Annotated in this window: 18 protein-coding genes and 6 tRNA genes; 23 read left to right on the forward strand and 1 reads right to left on the reverse strand. The window is 57.4% G+C overall.

All coding sequences use genetic code 11. The features are described from left to right. Positions 1-187 precede the first annotated feature (187 nt). On the forward strand, positions 188-760 hold the full coding sequence (amrA, locus tag ACN0RV_RS04390) for an AmmeMemoRadiSam system protein A (RefSeq protein WP_417345931.1): 573 nt from the start codon (positions 188-190) through the stop codon (positions 758-760). On the opposite strand, the gene amrS is transcribed toward amrA, so the two are convergent. Further along, positions 752-1,852, reverse strand: coding sequence for an AmmeMemoRadiSam system radical SAM enzyme (amrS, locus tag ACN0RV_RS04395; protein ID WP_417345934.1), 1,101 nt, complete (start codon positions 1,850-1,852; stop codon positions 752-754). The genes amrA and amrS overlap by 9 nt on opposite strands. A 65-nt stretch (positions 1,853-1,917) precedes the next feature. Here amrS and amrB point away from each other — a divergent pair, with 65 nt between their 5' ends. The 22 genes from amrB to ACN0RV_RS04505 all read left to right on the forward strand — a co-directional run bounded on the left by amrB (position 1,918) and on the right by ACN0RV_RS04505 (position 21,268). Further along, on the forward strand, positions 1,918-2,700 hold the full coding sequence (gene amrB / locus ACN0RV_RS04400; protein ID WP_417345936.1) for an AmmeMemoRadiSam system protein B: 783 nt from the start codon (positions 1,918-1,920) through the stop codon (positions 2,698-2,700). A gap of 267 nt (positions 2,701-2,967) precedes the next feature. Then, positions 2,968-3,044 (forward strand) — tRNA-Met (locus tag ACN0RV_RS04405). A gap of 50 nt (positions 3,045-3,094) precedes the next feature. Further along, positions 3,095-3,171, forward strand: a tRNA-Met gene (locus ACN0RV_RS04410). 138 nt (positions 3,172-3,309) lie between these two features. Beyond that, positions 3,310-3,386 (forward strand) — tRNA-Met (locus ACN0RV_RS04415). A gap of 147 nt (positions 3,387-3,533) precedes the next feature. Beyond that, a tRNA-Asn gene (locus ACN0RV_RS04420) sits at positions 3,534-3,609 on the forward strand. Between the two features lie 48 nt (positions 3,610-3,657). Further along, positions 3,658-3,734 (forward strand) — tRNA-Met (locus ACN0RV_RS04425). A gap of 37 nt (positions 3,735-3,771) precedes the next feature. Continuing rightward, positions 3,772-3,847, forward strand: a tRNA-Asn gene (locus ACN0RV_RS04430). A 449-nt stretch (positions 3,848-4,296) separates the two neighbouring features. Beyond that, the gene (locus tag ACN0RV_RS04435) at positions 4,297-5,253 is read left to right on the forward strand and encodes an AAA family ATPase (protein WP_417345938.1); all 957 of its coding nucleotides are present in this window, start codon (positions 4,297-4,299) and stop codon (positions 5,251-5,253) included. Further along, positions 5,253-6,173, forward strand: a complete 921-nt coding sequence (locus ACN0RV_RS04440; RefSeq protein ID WP_417345940.1) for a DUF58 domain-containing protein — start codon at positions 5,253-5,255, stop codon at positions 6,171-6,173. Before ACN0RV_RS04435 ends, ACN0RV_RS04440 begins: the two co-directional genes overlap by 1 nt. Beyond that, positions 6,155-6,613 carry a DUF4381 domain-containing protein gene (locus ACN0RV_RS04445; protein ID WP_417345942.1) on the forward strand — a complete coding sequence of 153 codons (459 nt, stop codon included), beginning with the start codon at positions 6,155-6,157 and terminating at the stop codon, positions 6,611-6,613. The genes ACN0RV_RS04440 and ACN0RV_RS04445 overlap by 19 nt, the downstream gene beginning before the upstream one ends. Beyond that, positions 6,607-7,587 (forward strand): vWA domain-containing protein, encoded by a 981-nt coding sequence (locus ACN0RV_RS04450; protein ID WP_417345944.1) that lies wholly within the window; start codon positions 6,607-6,609, stop codon positions 7,585-7,587. Before ACN0RV_RS04445 ends, ACN0RV_RS04450 begins: the two co-directional genes overlap by 7 nt. Next, positions 7,580-9,454, forward strand: a complete 1,875-nt coding sequence (locus ACN0RV_RS04455) for a VWA domain-containing protein (protein ID WP_417345946.1) — start codon at positions 7,580-7,582, stop codon at positions 9,452-9,454. The genes ACN0RV_RS04450 and ACN0RV_RS04455 overlap by 8 nt, the downstream gene beginning before the upstream one ends. Next, on the forward strand, positions 9,448-11,067 hold the full coding sequence (locus tag ACN0RV_RS04460) for a BatD family protein (RefSeq protein ID WP_417345948.1): 1,620 nt from the start codon (positions 9,448-9,450) through the stop codon (positions 11,065-11,067). Before ACN0RV_RS04455 ends, ACN0RV_RS04460 begins: the two co-directional genes overlap by 7 nt. 72 nt (positions 11,068-11,139) lie before the next feature. After that, positions 11,140-11,706, forward strand: coding sequence for a sigma-70 family RNA polymerase sigma factor (locus ACN0RV_RS04465; RefSeq protein ID WP_417345950.1), 567 nt, complete (start codon positions 11,140-11,142; stop codon positions 11,704-11,706). Continuing rightward, a complete protein-coding gene (locus ACN0RV_RS04470; RefSeq protein WP_417345951.1) occupies positions 11,699-12,397 on the forward strand; it encodes a DUF3379 family protein in 699 nt (232 codons plus the stop codon). The genes ACN0RV_RS04465 and ACN0RV_RS04470 overlap by 8 nt, the downstream gene beginning before the upstream one ends. A gap of 360 nt (positions 12,398-12,757) precedes the next feature. Further along, on the forward strand, positions 12,758-14,197 hold the full coding sequence (putP, locus tag ACN0RV_RS04475; RefSeq protein WP_417345953.1) for a sodium/proline symporter PutP: 1,440 nt from the start codon (positions 12,758-12,760) through the stop codon (positions 14,195-14,197). Between the two features lie 344 nt (positions 14,198-14,541). Next, positions 14,542-15,915, forward strand: coding sequence for an outer membrane protein transport protein (locus tag ACN0RV_RS04480; protein ID WP_417345955.1), 1,374 nt, complete (start codon positions 14,542-14,544; stop codon positions 15,913-15,915). Between the two features lie 155 nt (positions 15,916-16,070). After that, positions 16,071-18,599, forward strand: coding sequence for an efflux RND transporter permease subunit (locus tag ACN0RV_RS04485; protein WP_417345957.1), 2,529 nt, complete (start codon positions 16,071-16,073; stop codon positions 18,597-18,599). Between the two features lie 11 nt (positions 18,600-18,610). Further along, entirely contained in the window at positions 18,611-19,387 is a 777-nt protein-coding gene (locus ACN0RV_RS04490; protein WP_417345958.1) for an outer membrane lipoprotein-sorting protein, read from the forward strand. Positions 19,388-19,391: 4 nt separating this feature from the next. After that, the gene (locus tag ACN0RV_RS04495; RefSeq protein WP_417345960.1) at positions 19,392-20,675 is read left to right on the forward strand and encodes a hypothetical protein; all 1,284 of its coding nucleotides are present in this window, start codon (positions 19,392-19,394) and stop codon (positions 20,673-20,675) included. Positions 20,676-20,690: 15 nt separating this feature from the next. Beyond that, a complete protein-coding gene (locus tag ACN0RV_RS04500) occupies positions 20,691-20,912 on the forward strand; it encodes a DUF2892 domain-containing protein (RefSeq protein ID WP_417345962.1) in 222 nt (73 codons plus the stop codon). A 5-nt stretch (positions 20,913-20,917) separates the two neighbouring features. After that, positions 20,918-21,268 (forward strand): rhodanese-like domain-containing protein, encoded by a 351-nt coding sequence (locus tag ACN0RV_RS04505; protein WP_417345964.1) that lies wholly within the window; start codon positions 20,918-20,920, stop codon positions 21,266-21,268. Position 21,269: the final 1 nt, after the last annotated feature.

A 21,269-nucleotide genomic window follows, 5' to 3' on the forward strand; every position in this document is an offset into this window, starting at 1 on the left:
ACACCAGTGGTAGCAGCTCAGTCATCAGGTGAAGTTCTGACGGAGTGTTGCATTGAGGTTAACGGCTGATTGTTGGTGGGTAGTACCATAGCCGGTTGAACACGCAGAGAATTATGAGGGGGCGGCAGAACACGGGTAATGGCCGGGAGAGGGTATTAGCGCCATACTGACAGTTAAGGAGGAGAAAATGGATGCGTTAACCCACCAACAGAAAGACACTTTATTAACTCTGGCCCGCAACGCTATAGGACGTCGTTTGGGTCTTTCCGAGCGTGAGGTGAAAGGTGGGACGCAGAGCTTGAGTCAGTCGCTGGCATGCTTTGTGACACTGAAGGTAGAAGGGGAACTCCGGGGATGTGTTGGAACTCTGGAACCCCGCTACCCTCTGTGGCAGGGCGTGCAACGCATGGCGGTTGCGGCAGCCTTTGAAGACGGTCGTTTTGCCCCACTGAGCCTCGATGAGTGGTCTCAGGTGAAAGTGAGCATCTCCATATTGACCCCGTCTGAGCCTCTGGCGGTGTCCAGCGAGGCTGAACTATTGCAGAACCTGAGACCAGGAGAGGACGGGTTGACCCTGGATTTCGGACGCAACCACGCGACCTTTCTGCCTGCGGTCTGGGAAACTCTTCCGAAGCCAAAGGCTTTTGTCACCCAACTCAAGCGCAAGGCGGGGTTGGACTCGGAGTTCTGGAGTGACGAAATTCAATGGTTCAGGTATCACTCCATCAGCTTCAGTGAACCCCTCCCTGGATCACTCTAGCGTTTGCGAAATTCTTACGGGAATGCGCTGGCGGCCAAAGTGACCAGGTTTGTCTTGAAAGACACCCGGTATCTTATGATGGCAATCTGGACAGGCCCCCTTGTGAAGGTTCCACTGTTCCAACAGATACCAATTGCGCCCGATAAGCAGCTTGCCGCACTGGGGACACCAGGTGGTGTCTCCGGCTTGGTTGTGGACATTCCCCGTATAGACATAATTCAGGCCCACCTCTAGAGCGATCTTTCTTGCCTGTATCAGGGTGGCTTTTGGGGTCGGGGACTTTTCCAGCATATGGAAGTCTGGATGGAAGGCGGAAAAGTGGATAGGCACATCCGGTCCCAGGTTGTCGGCTATCCACTGGCACATCGCTTCAACCTCTTTCGGAGAGTCATTCTCATCAGGGATGAGGAGGGTGGTCAGCTCCAGCCAAACCTGTGTCTCCTGCTTCAGATAGATCAAGGTATCCAGAACAGGTTGAAGTTCACCATGACACAGTTTTCGATAGAAGCGCTCTGTGAACCCTTTCAGGTCCACGTTGGCGGCATCCATATGCTGGAAAAATGCCTCCCTGGGTCGTTCATCGATATACCCAGCGGTCACAGCAACCGCCTTAACCCCCAACTCGTGACAGGCAATGGCCGTGTCGACGGCGTACTCCATGAAGATCACCGGGTCATTGTAGGTAAAGGCCACGCTGGCACAGTGGTGACTCTTGGCCGTGTGCGCAAGTTGAGAAGGGGAGGCTTCATCTGCCAGGGTATCCCACTGGCGGGATTTGCTGATGTGCCAGTTCTGACAAAATTCGCAGCTCAAGTTGCATCCTGCGGTTCCAAAGGAGAGGACTGAAGTGCCGGGTAGGAAGTGATTAAGCGGTTTCTTCTCGATGGGGTCGATGCAAAATCCACTGGAGCGTCCATAGCTGGTTAGCACTATGGCTCCGCCGCTATTGGCTCTGACATAACAGGCACCGCGCTTGCCTTCGCGCAACTGGCAATGTCTCGGGCAAAGGTCGCACTGAACCCGGCCATCTTCCAGGCGATGCCAGTAGAGGGTAGGGTGTGCTCCATTAAAGGAGGAGTTTGGCTTATCCATAGGGAAACTTCGCCGTTTTGACGTACTCTTAAAAAGTATACCTCTAAGGCTGTGAGGAGGGAGTTATGAATGTACGTCCTGCTGCCGTCTCTGGCAGTTTCTATCCTGCCGATGCAATGGTGTTGGATCAGCAGCTCAACGATCTGGTCCAGCCAACATTTGCTCTTGGTGTCCCCAAGGCGATCATCGCCCCCCATGCCGGTCTGCAGTATTCGGGCGCCGTTGCCGGTCATCTGTACGGTTCAATGGAAGCCGTGGCCTCCAGAATCACCAGGGTTATTTTACTGGGGCCTAGCCACCGGGTTGCCTTCGATGGCTTGGCACTGCCGGAGTCCGATGCCTTTGCCACCCCTCTGGGGGACCTTGAACTCGATGCTGCATGTTGTGAACACCTGGCTGAGATGGAAGGAGTGGAGATTCGACAAGACGCTCATGCTCGGGAGCACTCTTTGGAGCTGCAGCTGCCTTTTATTCAACACTGCTTTAAAAAAGCCAAATTGGTGCCTCTGGTGGTGGGTGATGCGTCCGCATCCTTGGTGGCTAAGGTGTTGAAGCGAGTTTGGGGGGGGGACGAAACCTTGATAGTTGTCAGTTCAGACCTCAGCCATTTCCTCGATTACGATCAGGCCAAGAATAAAGATGGCCTTACATGTCGTCAGATTGAAACCTTGCATGGCGGGCTTCATGGTGATCAGGCTTGTGGTTGTCGTGCGATCAATGGCTTGGTACTTCTGGCTAAAGAGAGAGGTATGCAGATTCGTAGGGTCGAGTACCTGAACTCCGGTGATACCGCAGGTGACAGAGAGCGAGTGGTGGGTTACGGCTCCTTTGCAATCTATGAAGCCTGATGGGGTAATCTGATTCGGGTGCTATTGGTCAGTTTAGCCGGGCGTCGACAGGCGTCCGCTTTCTTAGGGCAGAATAGGTTGATTAGTTTTAAGCCTATGATTCTTAAATTCTGTTTCTAAAAAATCCCTCTTGGCTACTTGCTACTCAAACAGTTGCTGAAACCTAAAATTTTGGCGCGCTTTGGTTGACTCCGGCCGCGGTGGGTTTTATTATGCGCCCCGCTTTCAGGGAACGGCAAACACCGGTAACTGAAAATGAAAATCGGACGCGGGGTGGAGCAGCCTGGTAGCTCGTCGGGCTCATAACCCGAAGGTCGTCGGTTCAAATCCGGCCCCCGCAACCAACTTCTCTCTTAGGAGAAGTCGTCTTGGCGACGAGACACAACAATTCGGACGCGGGGTGGAGCAGCCTGGTAGCTCGTCGGGCTCATAACCCGAAGGTCGTCGGTTCAAATCCGGCCCCCGCAACCAATTTCATAGGAAGTGAGGAGTAGGGTTCTGTCATAACCCTCAGGCCGTCGCAGGACGCCTGCCGGTATAAATCCGGCCCCCGCAACCAACTTCTCTCTTAGGAGAAGTCGTCTTGGCGACGAGGCACAACAAATCGGACGCGGGGTGGAGCAGCCTGGTAGCTCGTCGGGCTCATAACCCGAAGGTCGTCGGTTCAAATCCGGCCCCCGCAACCAATTTCTCTCTTTAAGAGAAGCCTCAGAGGTGAGGATAAACACCGATACAATCTGTTTCCCCTTAGTTCAGTCGGCTTGAAACCATGTGGACTGTTTCTAACAGGGATGACAACCTCAGTGGTGAGGCTAAACACCGAAAAACTCGATTCCCCCTTAGTTCAGTCGGTAGAACGGTGGACTGTTAATCCATATGTCGCTGGTTCAAGTCCAGCAGGGGGAGCCACTTTATAGCCTTAACGAAACGACGAGTCGTTAACGCTGACAATTCGGACGCGGGGTGGAGCAGCCTGGTAGCTCGTCGGGCTCATAACCCGAAGGTCGTCGGTTCAAATCCGGCCCCCGCAACCAATTTCTCTGGAGAGAGGGTAAACACTCTACAATTTGTTCCCCCTTAGTTCAGTCGGTAGAACGGTGGACTGTTAATCCATATGTCGCTGGTTCAAGTCCAGCAGGGGGAGCCACACACAGAAGCCCTGCTCATTTGAGCGGGGCTTTTTTGTTTTTTCAACCGCTGCGCGCTTGTGTCGCTGCCCTGGGCGGGCCCGTCACTCCAGCAGGGGGAGCCACTTTAGAAAGCCCAGTTCTCGCGAACTGGGCTTTTCTTTTTGTTGCCACTTTGCGCCAAATGTCGCTGAGCTGGGCCTCCACCTGACCAATCAAACCTGCTCACCAGTCGAGTTAACCAGCTAATCCAAGGCATCTCGCTCCCCCAACGCCTGCCTCTTCGTCAGCCTCAGGCCTTAAAGAAACTTTTTCCTTTCTGTACACTCATACCCTCAACGATAAAATCGGGACTTGGTGAGAAACGAACCGACCTATCTCCTTCCTATCCTCAGCGCAATGCTCTCTGGAAGGGACATACTGATTTTTATACGATAGTAAACCTACATTTTTGTCGACGGACCCTTCAATGCTGCTGGAAAGATTTGAACAGGCGAAGATCTACCTGAACCAGATGGTGATCGGACAACAGGAACTGGTGGATGGACTGCTTATCGCCCTGATTGCAGATGGTCACTTGTTGGTGGAGGGACCTCCGGGATTGGCTAAGACCCGTGCAGTAAAAGCACTGGCAGACAGCATTGAGGGTGACTTCCACCGGGTGCAGTTCACTCCAGACCTGCTGCCCGCCGATCTCACCGGCACAGACATCTTCAGACAGGAGACGGGTCAGTTCGAATTTCAGGCAGGCCCTCTGTTCCATAACCTGTTACTCGCCGATGAGATCAACCGGGCACCGGCAAAAGTACAATCGGCGCTGCTGGAGGCCATGGCTGAAAATCAGATCACCGTAGGGAAAACCAGCTATCCCCTGCCCCAGCTGTTTCTGGTACTGGCCACCCAGAACCCCATTGAGAACGAAGGCACCTACCCCTTGCCCGAGGCCCAGTTGGACCGTTTCCTGCTGCACCTCTCTTTGGATTATCCCGGCCCTGAGGTGGAACGTCAGATTCTGGCCCTGAGTCGTCAGGAGGCCCTGTCTGAGCCGCCCAAGCCTCCTCAACCCTTGACCCAGCAAGAGATCTTCAATGCACGTACACAGGCATTGGAGCTCTATCTTGCGCCACAGTTGGAGGGGTACATGGTGCAGCTCATCGACGCCACCCGCTCACCGCAGAAATACGATGATGAGCTGGCTCGCTACCTGGAATGGGGAGTCAGCCCGCGAGCCACCATCTCACTGGAGCGCTGCGCCCGGGCCCGGGCTTGGCTCTCCGGCCGAGATTATGTGTCTCCGGAAGATATCCAGGCTGTGTTGCCCAACGTGTTGCGACATCGACTGCTGCTCAGCTATCAGGCCGAGGCTGAGGGCGTCACTCCAGACGCCATCATCTCGCGCATCATCAAACAGGTGGCTCTGGCCTGATGCACACACTCCCGACCCACGCCAATGGCGTCGACCTGACTCTGGAAGAGCTGCTGGTGTACCGAGGACCGGCCTCTCGTCACAACCCCTTCCTGGGCCTGCCCAGAACGGGGCAACGTGCCGGACAGAACCTCAGTGCCATCAAGGGGCGGGGAATGGAGTTTGATGAGGTACGCCGCTATCAGAGTGGGGACGATGTGCGCACCATCGACTGGCGGGTGACGGCTCGTACCGGTCATGCCCACACCAAGCTGTTTCGTGAAGAACGCGAGCGCCCTGTGATGCTGTTTGTCGACCTGGGCCAGCGATTGCACCTTGGCTCAGCCCTGCTGCTGCAATCGGTCCAGGCCGCGCACCTGGCTGCCCTGTTAGGCTGGCAGAGCATTGCTGCCGGTGAGCGGCTGGGCGGCATCATCTGTTGTGAAACCGCCCACCGTGAACATAAACCGAGGGCAAGGCGCCAGGGGATCGCCCCCCTGCTCGACTCTCTGGTCTCAATTCATAAGGAGGGCGACGTCGGTGATGAGGGCTACCTGGACCAGGGAATCAGACGCCTCCATCACCTGGCTCATCCGGGTGGCGTGATTCTGGTGATCTCCGACGGCACCGGGCTGACCCCGGCTCATCTGGATATTCTTGCTGATCTGGGTCGACACAGCGACATCAGGCTGTTTCAGGTCACCGATCCACTGGCAAACCGGCTTTGCGACCTGCCAAAACAGATCTCAGTTCCGGTATGGCATCGGGGCAGGCTGGCCCGCATGGACCACCGGGATCGTCAGCTGTGGCAGCAACAGATGGAACAACAGCTGGGCCAGTTTGAACAAGGCTGTCGGCAACGTGGATTGACGCTCTGTCGGGTAGAAGCCGCAACCCCTCTGACTGAACAACTGGACAGCATATGGAAACCAATCCATTAGCCAAACTCAACGACATCCTCACTACGCCGCTGTCAGGCTTCTGGCCACTGTCCACAGCGGCGACCCTGCTGGTTATGGCGTTCATTGCATGTGTGTTTGCCCTGGTGTTTGTCAGCATCAGGGGGTGGCGCCGTCGTGCACCCGTTCGCGCAGCCCAGTCTGAGTTGCTGGCGCTGCCAGACCAGGTTGAGATCACCGAGCTCAGCTCCCTCATCAAACGTTGTGCACTGGCTTACTACCCGAGAAGCGACATCGCGTCCCTTGCGGGCAACGAGTGGGATCTGTGGTTGTCCCACCACCAGAATCGAGAGCAACAGCTATCCTGGCAAGGGCTCTCTGCACGTCAATACAGTCCCGACAGCACAGTAAGCAAAGAGGAGTACCTCTCCCTGATCCGTGACACACTCACCAGTCTTGGCAAGGGGAAGGCACCATGCTAACCCTGGCCTGGCCGATGATGCTGGCCGCCCTTCTGTTGCCCCTGCTGATTCCAGTCAAGAGGCAAAAAGCGCGGCCTGTCACCGCCTTGAAGCTGCCAGGCACCCTGGCGATCGGCGCTTCCACCCTAGAGCACTCTCCCCGTTCCATCGGCAAATGGCTGGCGCTTGTGGCCTGGGCTCTTCTGGTTATTGCCAGCGCCCGCCCGCAGTGGTTGGGTGACCCGGTGCCGCTTCAGAAGGAGGGGCGCGACCTGATGATCGCCGCAGATCTGTCCGGCAGCATGCAGATTGAAGACATGGAGTATCAGGGCAAGCTGGTGGACAGGTTTACCATGATGCAGCACCTGTTGGGCGACTTCATTCGTCGTCGCGACGGAGACAGGCTGGGGCTGATTCTCTTTGCCGACGGCGCCTACCTTCAGGCCCCACTGACCTTCGACCGCTACACGGTAAAACGTTATCTGGATGAATCCGTCCTCGGATTGGTGGGGCAACAGACCGCCATCGGAGACGCCATCGCCCTGTCGGTCAAACGCTTTGCCGGATTGGAGCAGAGCAACCGGGTCCTGCTGCTTCTCACCGATGGCAGCAACAACGCCGGACAGTTCGATGTTACCCAAGCCAGAGATCTCGCTCGTCAGGCGGGGGTGCGCATCTACACCATCGGCATTGGCGCCGAGTCGATGACCCGCTCTGGCTGGCTGGGTGTGCAGAGCCGCCAGGTCAACCCCAGCCGGGATCTCAACGAAGAGGTGCTTCGTGATTTGGCCGACGCCACCGGTGGCCGCTACTTCCGTGCCCGCAGTGGTGATGAAATGGCACAGATCTACCAAGCCCTGGACCAACTGGAACCCGTCAGCCGCGGAGAAGCCCTCTGGCGCCCAAGAACCGAACTCTACCACTGGCCACTGGCCTCGGCTCTGGGGTTGCTGACACTGACTCTGCTGCTGAACAGGAGGCAGCGCCATGTCTGAACTCCACTTCATTCGCCCTCTGTGGCTGCTGGCACTGTTGGCCATTCCTGTCCTGGGGCTGCTCCTGAAACAACTGCGCCAAACAAGGGAGAACTGGTCTCAATTGATGCCCGCACACCTGCATAGGGCAATGCTGATCTCCCCCGATGGCCAAAGCCACAAACCGGCCAGATGGCCATGGGTGGCAGCCGTCCTGGCACTGTTCACCCTGGCGGGTCCAAGCTGGCAAAAACAGGAAGTGCCTGTGTTTCAGCTCAACCATGGACGAGTGCTGGTGATGGACATGAGCTACTCCATGTATGCCACCGATCTGCCCCCCAACAGGCTGACTCAATCCCGATACAAAGCCATCGATCTGATCCGCCGCTTTGATGAGGGAGAAACCGCACTGATTGCCTACGCGGGCGATGCCTTTGCCCTTGCGCCGCTCACCGACGACAAGGAGACCCTGCTCAATCTGGTCCCCAACCTTTCTCCTGAGATCATGCCGGTACCCGGCTCTGATCTGCCCAGTGCCCTCGAACTGGCCAACCAATTGCTCAAGGATGCCGGCTATCACAAAGGGGAGATCCTGCTCTTTATCGACGGAATCAACCCTGAGCATGCCGATCAGTCGCTCAAACTTGCCGAGTCCTACCCGTGGACACTCAAAGTGTATGCCCTTGGCAGCGAGGCGGGCGCCCCAATGAGAGCCTCCAGTGGCGAACTGGTGAAGAGCCGCAGTGGTGAAGTGGTGGTCGCTCAGACGAACCTTCAACTGCTGCGCAAGCTGGCTGATGCAGGAAATGGCCCACTCATTTCCTACAGAGGCGACGACGCCGATGTCGAGCAGTTGGCCAGAACTGACACCAATGAGGAGAGGGGCAGTGAAGAGACTCAGAAACAAACCACACAGTGGCAAGATATGGGGATCTACCTTCTGCCGCTGCTGTTGCTGCCAGCCGCCATCGCCCTGAGACGCCAGTGGGCCATGGTGCTGGTGCCCCTGCTGCTGCTGCCACCTTCCCCCGGTCAGGCTGCCTGGTGGCAGTCCAATGAAGCCGAGGTTCAGCAGTTGCTGCAAGATAAAGAGTATGCCGAGGCAGCCCGGCGTCTGCCGGCAGGCGCCCCAAAGGCCGATGCTCTTTATCGCGCAGGGGACTATCAAGGGGCACTGGAGACTTATCAGCAACTGTCCGAGTCGGCGGAGTCTCTCTACAACCAGGGCAATGCACTGGCTCAAATGCAGCAGTTTGAGCAGGCAAAGCGAGCCTACCAGCAAGCCCTTGAGAGAAAGCCCGACATGGCTCAGGCCCGGGAGAATCTGGAGCTGGTTGAGCAGTTGCAGCAGCAGCAGCAGCAGCAGCAGCAGCAGCAGCAGCAGCAGCAGCAGGGCGAAGGTCAACAACAGGACGAAGATCCGCAACAGGAAGAGGGACAAGACTCACCTCAGAACCCGGAGTCTGATCAGCAGCCCCCCAACAAGGGGCAGGACAGCCACAACCAACAACAGGATAGCCGTCAGGCGGACTCTTCACAGTCGCAACAGCCGCCCCCTGGCCAATCCGACCAATCGGAGCCCAAGCCCCCCAACCCTGCCCCCCAGACGGCATCAGAGGCCGAGGCTGAACAGAGTGATCAAGCTGGCGCCGAGGCTCAGCCCGACGTTACCCAAGAGCAACAACCAGAGGACAAGGGGGGCGCTGAGCCAACGCCTGTCGCAGCGGAGTCATCATCAGCGTCAGATGAACAGACACAAGATTTGGATCCCCAGATTCTGGAGCGGATACCTGATGACCCCAGTATCCTGTTAAGAAACAAAATGAAATTAGAATATGAGCGACGCCGTCGAGCCGGCAAAATCAACGAGGAGCGCACCCAGTGGTAATTCGACTCACCCTGTTGCTGGCCCTGCTGACGTCCCCCATAGCCTGGGCCTACACCAGCCTGACCGCCAGTGTCGACAACAACACCGTACGTCTTGGCCACTCCTTTGTTTTGAACGTCGTGGCCGATGACGAGTTATCCTCCAACGCCCTGGACACCTCTCCCCTGCTTGAGGCGTTCACTGTAGTCCGCAACAACGTCAGTCGCTCCACCCAGATCATCAATTTCAACGCCCGCAAAGAGACCCGTTGGCAACTGCTGCTGATCCCCAAGCATACCGGTACCCTGTTGATCCCCTCTCTGGACGCCGAGGGGCTCACAACACAGGCCATTACCCTTACCGTGCTGGAGGAAAATGCCGAGGTCGCCCAAAGTGCTCCGGTATTCCTTCGCGCCACTTTGGCTGAGGAGGAGGTATGGCTTGGGCAGCCGGTAGACTACCGGGTCAAACTTTACCTGGCTGCGGAGCTGCAGCGCGGCAGCCTTTCCGAGCCCAAGCTGGACGGTGCCTCAATTGTCCAGTTGGGCCAGGACAGCAACACCACAGAGATGGTTGATGGACGAAGATACCGAGTAATCGAGCGTCACTATCTGATCACACCTCAGCAAAGTGGCGAGTTTGTGATCCAGGGCTCCGACTTCAGCGGAGACATCCTTCGTGCAGGACGCAGTAATGACCTGTTCAGCAGGTCACTGTCCACCCCGGTACAATTGGTCGGTAAGGCTCAACCCATAACGGTCAAGGCCCCCCCAGCCTCCTTCAGCGGCCCCTGGCTGGTCGCAAACGCCGTCGCCCTGACCGAGCAGTGGAGTCCACAGCAATCTCAGCTGAGAGTGGGAGAACCTCTCACCCGCGTCATCACCCTTACCGCCGCTGGTGCCACCGAAGCGGCCCTTCCGACCCTCAGGCCTGACTACCCTCAGGGCCTGAAGAGCTATCCTGACAAGGATGCTCGCAGCGACCAGGTACGCAACAAGGAGGTGGTAGCAAAACTGGAGCAGAGCACGGCCCTTGTAGCCTCCCGCCCTGGCACCTATATCCTGCCGGAGCTGAAGATTGCCTGGTGGAACGCCAAGTTAAACCGCCAGCAGTGGGCGACTCTTCCTGCTCGCACACTCACCGTGCTCCCGACCGAAAACCAGGCGGCGCTGCCACCTCCAGAACAGAACAAAACGGCCCCCTCCCCGCCCCAGACTGAGCATAATCCCTGGTTCTACAGCACCTGGGCATTGCTCCTCGCCCTGTTCGCCTCGCTGTACTGGGGCTATCGCCGTACCGGAGTGATCGCCGCGCCTCAACAGGTTCGAACCGAGCCCAAGCAGACGTCAGAGCCGGTTTCAGCCTTTGAGCAGGCGATTAACGCCGGGGATCTCAACGCCGCATTGCAGGCGTTGCCTGGCAGGCTCAGCGGACTGCGAGGCCCCACGGCGGACTTAGCCCAGGTTCGCCGGCAGTTTCCCGAACTGGTCCCTGAACTGGACCAGCTTATGCGCCAGACCTACGGGCCTCAGACCTCATCGCCGGACTTGGGGAGCTTGGCCAGACAAGTCGCACTAATAAAACAAAAAAAAGAGAAAAAACAAGGAGAACTCCCAGATCTTAATCCCATGTGACTGAAAAACCGATACACTCATAAAGGCCTCGAGTATCACATGGCGATGTCGCCCGGGACTGGCAACAAAAGAATGTTGAAACTATTACGAAAGAAAAAGCAGGCTTCACCGGTCTTAGATGACATGGTGAGTAAACAAAGACGTTACGAAAGCCTGGTCAGGGCTTTGAACACAGAGATATACCGCTACGCCTACTGGCTGTGTGGCAACCCCACCGTGGCGGAAGATCTGGTTCAGGAGACCTTTCTCAGGGCCTGGAAAGCCTTGGACTCCCTTAAGGATGACAAGGCAGCGAAGGCGTGGCTGATCACCATCCTGAGGCGAGAAAATGCCCGTCGATTTGAACGCAAGCAGTTTGACCTGACAGACATCGACGACCATCAGGTGGCCGATAACCACTCCCTCTCTAACGAGCAGGCGGTTGACAACGCGCTGCTGCGCAAGCATATCGCGTCGCTGGCCGAAGAGTATCGTGAACCGCTGGTGCTGCAGGTATTGCATGGATTCAACGGCGACGAGATCGCCGACATCATGGGATTAAACAGAAACACAGTGATGACCCGTTTATTCAGAGCCCGTAATCAGCTTCGTGACAGACTCGAAGATAAGCCTCAATCTCGGGAGTTGAACAATGGATGAACTAGAGTTCCGCCGACGAGCCTACGCTGACCCCCAGGATCAGGACAAGGCTTTCCTTGATGCCCTGAATGAAGAGGAGGGGCGTAAAGGCTTTGTTGATGAGCTTCAGGCTCTCGACGAGCGGCTCAGCAGCACAATGAAGATCGCCCCGCCGGACGATCTGGCCAACCGCATCCTGTTGCAGCAGAACCTGAGCCAATTCCAGCAGCAGCGAAAACGGCAGAGATTCCATCTGGCTGCTGCGGCTTCTGTCGCCTTTGTTATCGGTCTGTCCCTGACTCTGATCCGTCAACCCGCGACTCTCGGGGACCACGCTCTGGCTCACGTTGCCCATGAGGCGGGCTTCGCCGACCGTGTAGACGAAGAGGTCAGCTTGACGGCACTGAATACCAAGTTGGCCAGTTTTGGCGGAAGAATGGACGATCCTCAAGGGCACATCTACTACGCCAACTACTGCGATTTCGACGGTGTGCGCAGCTTACACCTGGTGATGGACACCCCCGAGGGCAAGATGACCGTATTCTTCGTCCCGAAAGAGCAGAATAAGGAGATGTCTCCAGCCTTCAGCAACGACAGATATGACGGCGCGGCCTTCGATATGGGGCCCTTCCAGGTGGCTATCGTTGGTGGTAAGAACCAGCAGCTGGCGCCGACGGTGACTCTGCTGAAAAACACCGTACACAGCATCTGAACGGTCGAAAAAACAGGCCGCCCCTGAGCGGCCTGAGCCCTCCCTCAACTGCATAAATAGTCACAACAATCACTCATTTGCAGTAACATCCACCAGACAAACACAAACACCCAACAGCTTTCGCCAATCTTTTAACCTCAACGCCACACTTCATTCTGTATACAAAGCGGCATTCGTGACACTGGTCACGCTACCTGCTCTTTGTTAGCATGAAAATATCTCTGGATAATTCATTCAGATCATATGCTTAATTATTGACCTCCCCATGGCGCTCAAAGAAGCCCTGGGGATCCCGCCCCGCAGCGGCCAAACCGCGCCTGCCGGGACCCGACAGACCCTTAACCCGAATAAACTAAAACGATGATCTCGACCCCTGCATTAATCACATTCTTCGGTTACCTGATCCTGCTTCTGGTGATCGGAACCCTGGCTTATCGAGCCACCAGCACCTCCAGCGACTACATCCTTGGAGGGCGAAAGATGGGGCCCGCAGTCACGGCGCTGAGTGTTGGCGCATCCGACATGTCGGGCTGGCTGCTGCTGGGTCTGCCTGGTTCGGTCTACCTTTCCGGCCTCGGGGAGATGTGGATAGGCATAGGATTGGTGGTCGGTGCCTGGCTCAACTGGCTGATTGTCGCCAAGCGGCTGCGCGTCTACACCTACTTTACCGATGACGCCCTGACCATGCCGGACTTTTTGGAGAAACGCTTCCACGATACCGGTGTGTTGAGGCTGGTGGCCGCCAGCATTACCCTGCTCTTTTTTGTCTTCTACACCTCTTCCGGCATGGTAGGCGGCGCCATCCTGTTCGAAAAGGTGTTTGGCCTGGATTACACCACGGCCCTGATGATCGGCAGTGCCATCATCGTCTCCTACACCTTCGTCGGCGGCTTCTTCGCCGTGAGCTGGACAGACTTCCTCCAGGGGTTGTTGATGCTGTTTGCCCTGTTGCTGGTGCCCGCCATGGTATTCGGTGCCCACGAAGTCACTCTGGACACACTGCCTGCCACCATGACCCAGGTGGTGTCCGACAACACTACGGCCATAGGGATGATCTCTCTGCTTGCCTGGGGCCTGGGCTACTTTGGTCAGCCTCATATTCTGAGTCGCTTTATGGCCATCGGTGACGTTAAACACCTGCCTCTCTCGCGTCGCATCGCCATGGGCTGGATGCTGCTCTCTCTGGTGGGTGCCCTGGCGACCGGCCTGGCCGGTGCGGCCTTTTTCCATGACAAGCCGCTCCCCAATGCGGAGACCGTGTTCATTGAGCTGAGCCGGGTGCTGTTCAACCCCTGGATGGCAGGCATCCTGATTGCGGCGATTCTCTCCGCCATCATGAGCACCATCGACTCCCAGTTGCTGGTGTGCTCCTCAGTGGTCACCGAAGACTTCTATAAGAAGTGGCTCAGACCAGAGGCCAGCGAGCGAGAAAAGGTGATGGTCGGTCGACTCACCGTGCTGAGTGTTGCCGTCATCGCCACCCTGATCGCCCTCAACCCGGAGAGCACAGTACTTGAACTGGTCAGCTATGCCTGGGCAGGGTTTGGCGCCTCATTTGGCCCGGTGATTCTGCTGGCTCTTTACTGGAAAGGGTACAGCCGCTTCGGTGCCATTGCTACCATCCTGGTCGGTGCGGCAACCGTGGTCCTCTGGAAGCAGGCAGAAGGCGGTATTTTCGATCTTTACGAAATACTCCCCGGCTTCCTCCTGGCCACCCTGGCCGGTGTACTGGTCAGCCTGATGTTACCAGCCGATAACAAAACCCTGGTCCTTCACGACTCCTTTGAGCAAAAACTCTAGCCTTTCCCATTGCGGGGAGCCAGCTCCCCGCACATTTCTCCAATTCCCCACCCTGCATTAGAGCTTTTACCCTGAACTCGCCCGGATTAGGGCTTTTACTCTAAATAAAGTCCCGAAGAAACAAACTCTTAACAGAATGTCATTTCGCTTCACATTCGCAGATTTTCATGGCAAATTTGCCTCAATTACCGTGGTGGTCGGAGCTCCAATGAGGAAGCTAACCCTCTACAATGGCCCCGGACGACACAACCGGCATTTGAGGCGAACATGCTTCTATCGTCGGGAATAATGATGAAAAAATGGCCAACAAGGCCGATAACAAGACCCCATATCCAGAGAGAGTTATGAAAACCTTCAATAAGACCCTTATCGCCACGGCTCTGATGGCCGTCAGTGCCGGCTCCTCCGCTGCCGGATTCCTGCTGAACGAAACCTCCGTTTCCGGACTCGGCCGCGCATTTGCCGGTGAAGGCGCTGCCGCTGACGATGCAGCCGTGCTCGCCCGCAACCCTGCCGCCATGGCTCTGTTTGACCAGACCGCCCTCTCTCTGGCCGGCACCTACATCGATCCAGGTGTAGACATGCGTGGTGTCTCCAGCCCCCTGGGCTCAGACCCAAGCGCCCTCAACATTGATGGCGCCGCCCCTCAGGCTTTCGTTCCCGCTGCCTACCTGATCATGCCACTGAACGAAAAGGTCGCCATCGGCTTTGCCGGTTACTCCAACTTTGGCCTGGGCACCGACTTCGGTGAGAACTACCCTGCGGGCACCATCGCCGGCAGCACCGACCTGCTCACCATGAACCTGAACACCAGCGTTTCCTACCGTGTTAACGACCAGCTGAGCCTGGGCCTGGGTCTGAACGCCGTCTACGGTGACGCCGAGCTGATTCGTCACTTTGGCGAAACCGCGCCCCTGATCAACGGTATGGTCGACGCCAACCTGGGCCCTGCCGCCGGCTTGGCTCCGGATCTGGAACCCAGCAGCATCTCCGGCAAGATGGCCGGTGACGGCTGGGGCTTTGGCTTCAATGTCGGTGTGCTCTACGAACTGAATGACGATCACCGCATCGCCCTGACCTACAAGTCCAAGACCACCATCGAGCTGGAAGGCCACTACACCAATGACCTGGCCGCCGGCATCGCCACCGACTCCTTAGTGGGCATGGGCAGCAGCAAGGTTGACGGCACCCTGGATCTGGACCTGCCAGACATCCTGGAGTTCTCCGGCTACCACAAGGTCAGCGACAAGGTGATCCTGCACACCACAGTGATGTGGACCGGCTGGAGCGTGTTTGAAGAGCTGCGCGGCGTAGCCGATGGTGATGCCACCCTGGAAGGCCCTCTGTGTGCCAACGGCAACCCAGCCTGTCAGATCTCCGATGGTCAGACTCTGCTGCTGAAGGAAGAGAACTTTGAAAATGCCTGGCGCTTTGGCCTGGGTATGACCTACCTGATGAGCGACGTGGTCACCCTGCGTGCCGGTATCGCCTACGACGAGACTCCCATCCCAGAGACTCACCGTACCGTTTCCATCCCCGACTCTGACCGCATGTGGTACAGCTTCGGCGCCAACTACCAGCTGTCCGACAGCTCCGACATCGACCTGGCCTTTACCTTCATCGATGGCAAAGAGGTTCGCGTTGAAGAGGATGGCTATGTGCTGAACTCCGAAGGTAACGCCTTCCTGGTGGGTGCCCAGTACAACTACCGCTTCTGATAGCCCTCTCTCCGAAAAGCCGCGACATAATGTCGCGGCTTTTTTATGTTCACTTTCTTTCCACTGCGTCGCCTTTAATGTAAAGAGTGTGCTCACAAGTTGAATATTAGACTTTTCTAATTTATAGTGTGCACATTGAATTAGGGAGTTCTAATATGAAAGAGAGGCTGATCCAGTTTGCCACCGGCTACCCCAAGCGGGTTTATGCCCTGGTGCTGGCGCTGACCCTGGCCGCAGCGGCCATGATTCCGATGATCCAGATCGATACCGATCCTGAGAACATGTTGCCCGAGCAAGATGTGGCCCGAGTGTTCCACAATGCCACCAAAGCTGAATTTGCCCTCTACGACAGCATAGTGGTCGGCGCGGTCGCCGATGGCCCCGAAGGCATCTTCACTCCCTCTTCACTGGCGCAGATGAAACGGATCACCGATGCCACCTTGGCCATCGACGGCGTCGTCAAAGCCGACCTGATGGCACTCTCCACCGTAGATAACATCACCCAGGAGGGACCTGGCACCATACGTTTTGAGTATATGATGCAGGCCGCTCCAGACGTTCAGGCCGGCGCCGATGCCATCGCCGAAGCGGTCGCCCGCCTCCCCCTGCTGAACAACACTCTGGTGTCCGGGGACAAACAGGCCGCCGCCATCTACGTTCCGCTGAAGGACAAAGACCAAAGCTTCGAGGTTGCCGAACAGATACGCGCCATCATCCAGCAGGTGCAGCCCGACGCCGACTACCACATCACCGGCCTGCCCGTGGCAGAGAATCAGTTTGGCCACGAGATGTTCGTCCAGATGGGCGTTTCCGCTCCCCTGGCCGGCGTAATGATCTTCCTGATGATGCTCTATTTCTTCCGTTCAATGCCCCTGGTTGTCGCCCCCATGTTGGTGGCCATGGCCACGGTGATCATCATCGTCGGCAGCCTCATCGGAATGGGCTTCACCGTGCACATCATGTCCTCCATGATCGCCATCTTCCTGATGCCCATTGCCGTGGTGGACTCCATTCATATCATGAGCGAATTCGCCGATCACTATCAGCCAGGAAAGCAGGCTCGTAAGGTGACCGAGAAGGTGGTGCGCGACCTGTTTACCCCCATGCTGTTCACCTCGGTAACCTCAGCCGTGGGCTTCTTCTCTCTGATGATCACCCCGATTCCGCCAGTGCAGATCTTCGGCGCCTTTGTGGGCAGCGGCATCCTGTTGGCCTTTCTGCTGACCATCACCCTGTTGCCCGCCTACATAGTACGCATGTCTCCACAAGCCCTGGAAAAGATGCAGCAGAAGCTGCACGCTCCCAAAGGCCCGGGCCTGCTCAGTCGTCTGCTGGAGCGCACAGGTCAGCGCAGTGTCACCCTGGCCAAGCCCATCGTCGCTATTAGCCTGGCAGTGCTGGCCCTGAGCCTGTGGGGAATCAGCAAGATTCAGATCAACGACAACCCGGTTCGCTGGTTCAAGCAGGACCATGAGATCCGCGTGGCCGATCGGGCACTGAACCATCATTTTGCCGGCACCTATGACGCCTACCTGGTGCTCAGCGCCCAACCCTCTGATGCCATCTCTCAGGCGCAGCTGCAGCAGCTCACCGATATCCTGGGAGAGCCCCAGCGGGCGTTGGCCATCAAGGCCAAACAGGGCAGTGCCGAAGCCCTCTCTGAGTTGCTTCTGGCCCTGGAGGATGCCAGCTTTGACACCGGTGACCCACGCATCGACCCCCTGCTAGCCAGCCTGGAACAGCAGGCCGAAGCCCAGCGGCGCTTCCTGGATCCCACTCTGCTTGGCTGGATGGCCAATCTGCAAGCCTACCTGGACAGCACCGGTCTGGTGGGAAAAAGCAACGGACTGCCCGACATCGTCAAAACGGTCAACCGGGAGCTGCGCAGTGGCGAGGACAGGGACCTGGCCCTGCCGGACAGCGCCGCCGGCGTCGCTCAGACTCTGCTTCAGTATCAGTCCAGTCACCGCCCCAACGACCTGTGGCACTTCGTTACCCCGGACTACCGCAAAGGACTGTTGTGGCTGCAACTGACTTCAGGGGATAACCAGCACATGAGCCAGGTGATCGATGCCGTCGATGGTTATCTGGCTCAGCACCCTGTGCCCAAGGGAATCGATCTCAACTGGGCCGGCAAAGCCTACATCAACGTGGTGTGGCAGGACGCCATGGTCAGCGGCATGCGGGACAGCCTGCTTTGGGCCTTTGTCATCGTACTGGGGATGATGGTGCTGCTGTTCCGATCCCCACTCTATGGGCTGCTGGCGATGTTACCCCTGACCCTGACCATCAGTTTCATCTATGGCCTTATCGGGTGGTTGGGCAAAGACTACGACATGCCCATTGCGGTGCTCTCTGCACTGACCCTGGGACTGTCGGTGGATTTTGCCATCCACTTCCTGGAACGATTCCGCGAGCAGCTCAAACTGGAGGGCGACGTGCGCCGGGCCCTGACCGCCATGTTCCAGGAGCCAGCCAGGGCCATCAGCCGAAACGCCATCGTTATCGCCATCGGTTTTACCCCCCTGCTGCTGGCGCCCCTGGTTCCCTACATCACCGTCGGAGTGCTGCTGGCCAGCATCATGGCGATCTCCGCCTTGACCACACTGCTGCTGTTGCCTGCCAGCCTGTGGTTGCTGGCGCCCCTGCTTAAGCGCACCCCGTCTTTGGCCACCCAACAATGAGGAGAAACGCCATGAGAACCCTGTTTACCCTGATTGCCACCTCACTCCTCAGCCTGCAGGCGATGGCCATCACCGCCGAAGAGGTGGTGGAACAAGCCAACCTGGCCTCCTTCTATGCCGGTGATGACGGCCGCAGCCAGGCCAGGATGACCATCGTCGATGCCCAGGGAAGAAAGCAGACCCGGCAATTCTCCCTGCTGCGCCGCACTGTGGAAAAAGGAGGCGATCAACAGATGCTGGTGTTCTTCTCCCGGCCGTCGGATGTCCGTGGCACGGTATTTCGGGTCGAGAAGAAGGTCGACTGTGACGATGACCGCTGGCTCTACCTTCCGGGACTGGATCTGCTCAAGCGGATCAGCGCCGGAGATAAGCGCACCTCCTTCGTCGGCAGCCACTTCTTCTACGAAGATGTCTCCGGGCGCAATCTCAAGGAGGACAGCTTTAACCTGGTTGAGGAGAGTGACAGCCACTATCTGATTGAAGCCAAGCCCAAGGCGGCCAACTCGGTGGAATTTTCCAGCTACCGGGTGTGGGTGGACAAGGGCAACTGGCTGCCCTCTAAAGTGGAGTACCAGGACAAGCAGGGAGAACTCTATCGCCGGGTAGAGACGGTTAAGATCGAGACCATTGGTGGCTACCCTACGGTGCTGCGGTCAAAAATCAGTGACCTAGCCTCCGGTGGTTACACCCTGATGGAGTTCCGTGGTGTTCAGTATGATCTCGGGCTGCCGGAATCGATCTTCTCTGAGCGCAGCATGCGCCAGCCTCCGGTCAAATACTTAAGGTAAGCCGATGATCCGGTTGCAGTCCCTGAGCCTGGCCTTAGGCCTTACCCTGTTCGCCCCTGTGACTCTGGCCTCCGACGAAGAGTGGGATGAGGCGTGGGAGGACGATCCCTGGGCAGAGCAGGTCGCCTCCCCCTGGCAGCCGCTGTCCGGTTATCTGGAACTGGGCTATGGCACCCGCCTGCAGTCCGATTCGGCGGGGCTCGATGGCCCCACCCTGTCTCAGGCCCTGGGACGGCTGGAGACCGGCTATCGCAGTGACCGCCTTCAGGGCAGTCTGCGGCTGGACCTGGGCTATGATGATGCCGTTGACCAGTGGATTTTTGATGTTCGCGAACTGACCCTGGGCACAGATGTCGGCACCGACGCCCACCTTAAAGTGGGTCGGCAGGTTCTCACCTGGGGGACAGGTGACTACCTGTTTCTCAATGACCTGTTTCCCAAGGATTGGCAGGCGTTCTTCTCCGGGCAGGACGATGAGTATCTCAAGGCACCGGTCAACGCCATCAAGGGCAGTTGGTATGGCCAAATCGTCAACCTGGATCTGGTGTATATGCCCAGGTTCGAGGCAGACAACTACCTTAACGGGGAGCGCTTTTCCTACTTTGACCCCATCAGTGGTCAGAAAGTCGCCCCCGACAAGCGTGCCGATGAGCCCAGCGACGATGCCGCCTCGGCCCGGCTCTACTGGACTCATCAGGGAACCGAATATGCTCTCTACGGTTATTGGGGCTACACCGGCCAGCCCTTGGGCGCGGATGCTCAGGGCAAGCCGCAACACGCCCGCCTCAACGCCTATGGCGCCAGTGTGCGCCTGCCAGCCATGGGTGGGTTGCTCAACGCCGAAACCGCCTACCATCTGAGCCCGGATGCAGACAATATCACCCTGTCTGCCCCTCAGGACAAAGTGCTTGCCCTACTGGGCTATGAAACCGAACTGGTCACCAACCTCACAGGCTCAGTGCAGTACTATCTGGAGCATATCCGCGACTACCAGGATTACCTGACCTCCCTGCCCAATCCCGAATATGGCGCCGACCAGAATCGCCAGTTATTCACCCTGAGACTCACCTACCGGGGGATGCAGGAGAAGCTGACTCTGAGCCTGTTCAGCTTCTACTCACCCACGGACCGGGATTTCTACCTGAAACCCCAGGTGAGCTACCGCCCCAACGATCAATGGCTGCTGAGCGGCGGCCTGAATCTGATGAATGGCCAGGAGCAACACACCTTCTTTGGCCAGTTGGATGACAACAGCAACGCCTGGGTAAGGCTGCGCTATTACTACTAAGACAAGGAGCTTTCCATGAGTCGATTTTCCACCGAGCGCGCCACCATGACTTTTGCCGGTACCATGGTGCTGGTATCCGTCGCCCTGACCCACTGGGTCCACCCGCTCTTCTTCTGGTTCACCGTTTTCATCGGTGTTAACCTAATCCAATCCTCCTTCACCGGGCTGTGCCCGGCCACCATGGTGATGAAGAAGCTGGGGATGCCGACAGAAAGAGAGTTAGCCACCAGAGAATAGGAAAGATGCTCAGACCCCTGATTGCCGTATTGTTGCTGCTGAGCAGCACCCTGACCGTCGCCAGTGAGCGCGCCCACCAAGCCTGGCAGCAGATTCGCCAGAACGAAGCCGTCATCATCGACGTACGCAGCCCGGGCGAATACGCCGAAGGACGCCTGAAGGGGGCAATCAACATCCCCTACGATGTGATTGGTAAAGAGATCACCCTGTTGGGTCTGGCCAAAGATCAGTCCATAGTGGTTTACTGCCGCAGTGGCCGCCGCTCCGGCATTGCCCAGGAAGTTTTACAGAATCAGGGGTTCAAAAGCGTGCACAACGGCGGTGGCCTTCAAGAGATGCTGAAGAGCGGACGCTGAG

Origin of the sequence: Ferrimonas sp. (assembly GCF_048263965.1) — a bacterium.
In the GTDB taxonomy this organism is placed as follows: domain Bacteria; phylum Pseudomonadota; class Gammaproteobacteria; order Enterobacterales; family Shewanellaceae; genus Ferrimonas.

What these genes read in the sequence shown, in the direction of transcription:
- putP (WP_417345953.1), top strand. Translation starts at nt 12,758, where the DNA reads ATGATCTCGACCCCTGCATTAATCACATTCTTCGGTTACCTGATCCTG.
- ACN0RV_RS04440 (WP_417345940.1), top strand. Translation starts at nt 5,253, where the DNA reads ATGCACACACTCCCGACCCACGCCAATGGCGTCGACCTGACTCTGGAA.
- ACN0RV_RS04470 (WP_417345951.1), top strand. Translation starts at nt 11,699, where the DNA reads ATGGATGAACTAGAGTTCCGCCGACGAGCCTACGCTGACCCCCAGGAT.
- amrA (WP_417345931.1), top strand. Translation starts at nt 188, where the DNA reads ATGGATGCGTTAACCCACCAACAGAAAGACACTTTATTAACTCTGGCC.
- ACN0RV_RS04450 (WP_417345944.1), top strand. Translation starts at nt 6,607, where the DNA reads ATGCTAACCCTGGCCTGGCCGATGATGCTGGCCGCCCTTCTGTTGCCC.
- ACN0RV_RS04455 (WP_417345946.1), top strand. Translation starts at nt 7,580, where the DNA reads ATGTCTGAACTCCACTTCATTCGCCCTCTGTGGCTGCTGGCACTGTTG.
- ACN0RV_RS04490 (WP_417345958.1), top strand. Translation starts at nt 18,611, where the DNA reads ATGAGAACCCTGTTTACCCTGATTGCCACCTCACTCCTCAGCCTGCAG.
- ACN0RV_RS04485 (WP_417345957.1), top strand. Translation starts at nt 16,071, where the DNA reads ATGAAAGAGAGGCTGATCCAGTTTGCCACCGGCTACCCCAAGCGGGTT.
- ACN0RV_RS04435 (WP_417345938.1), top strand. Translation starts at nt 4,297, where the DNA reads ATGCTGCTGGAAAGATTTGAACAGGCGAAGATCTACCTGAACCAGATG.
- ACN0RV_RS04500 (WP_417345962.1), top strand. Translation starts at nt 20,691, where the DNA reads ATGAGTCGATTTTCCACCGAGCGCGCCACCATGACTTTTGCCGGTACC.
- ACN0RV_RS04505 (WP_417345964.1), top strand. Translation starts at nt 20,918, where the DNA reads ATGCTCAGACCCCTGATTGCCGTATTGTTGCTGCTGAGCAGCACCCTG.
- ACN0RV_RS04480 (WP_417345955.1), top strand. Translation starts at nt 14,542, where the DNA reads ATGAAAACCTTCAATAAGACCCTTATCGCCACGGCTCTGATGGCCGTC.
- ACN0RV_RS04445 (WP_417345942.1), top strand. Translation starts at nt 6,155, where the DNA reads ATGGAAACCAATCCATTAGCCAAACTCAACGACATCCTCACTACGCCG.
- ACN0RV_RS04465 (WP_417345950.1), top strand. Translation starts at nt 11,140, where the DNA reads ATGTTGAAACTATTACGAAAGAAAAAGCAGGCTTCACCGGTCTTAGAT.
- amrB (WP_417345936.1), top strand. Translation starts at nt 1,918, where the DNA reads ATGAATGTACGTCCTGCTGCCGTCTCTGGCAGTTTCTATCCTGCCGAT.
- amrS (WP_417345934.1), bottom strand. Translation starts at nt 1,852, where the DNA reads ATGGATAAGCCAAACTCCTCCTTTAATGGAGCACACCCTACCCTCTAC.
- ACN0RV_RS04495 (WP_417345960.1), top strand. Translation starts at nt 19,392, where the DNA reads ATGATCCGGTTGCAGTCCCTGAGCCTGGCCTTAGGCCTTACCCTGTTC.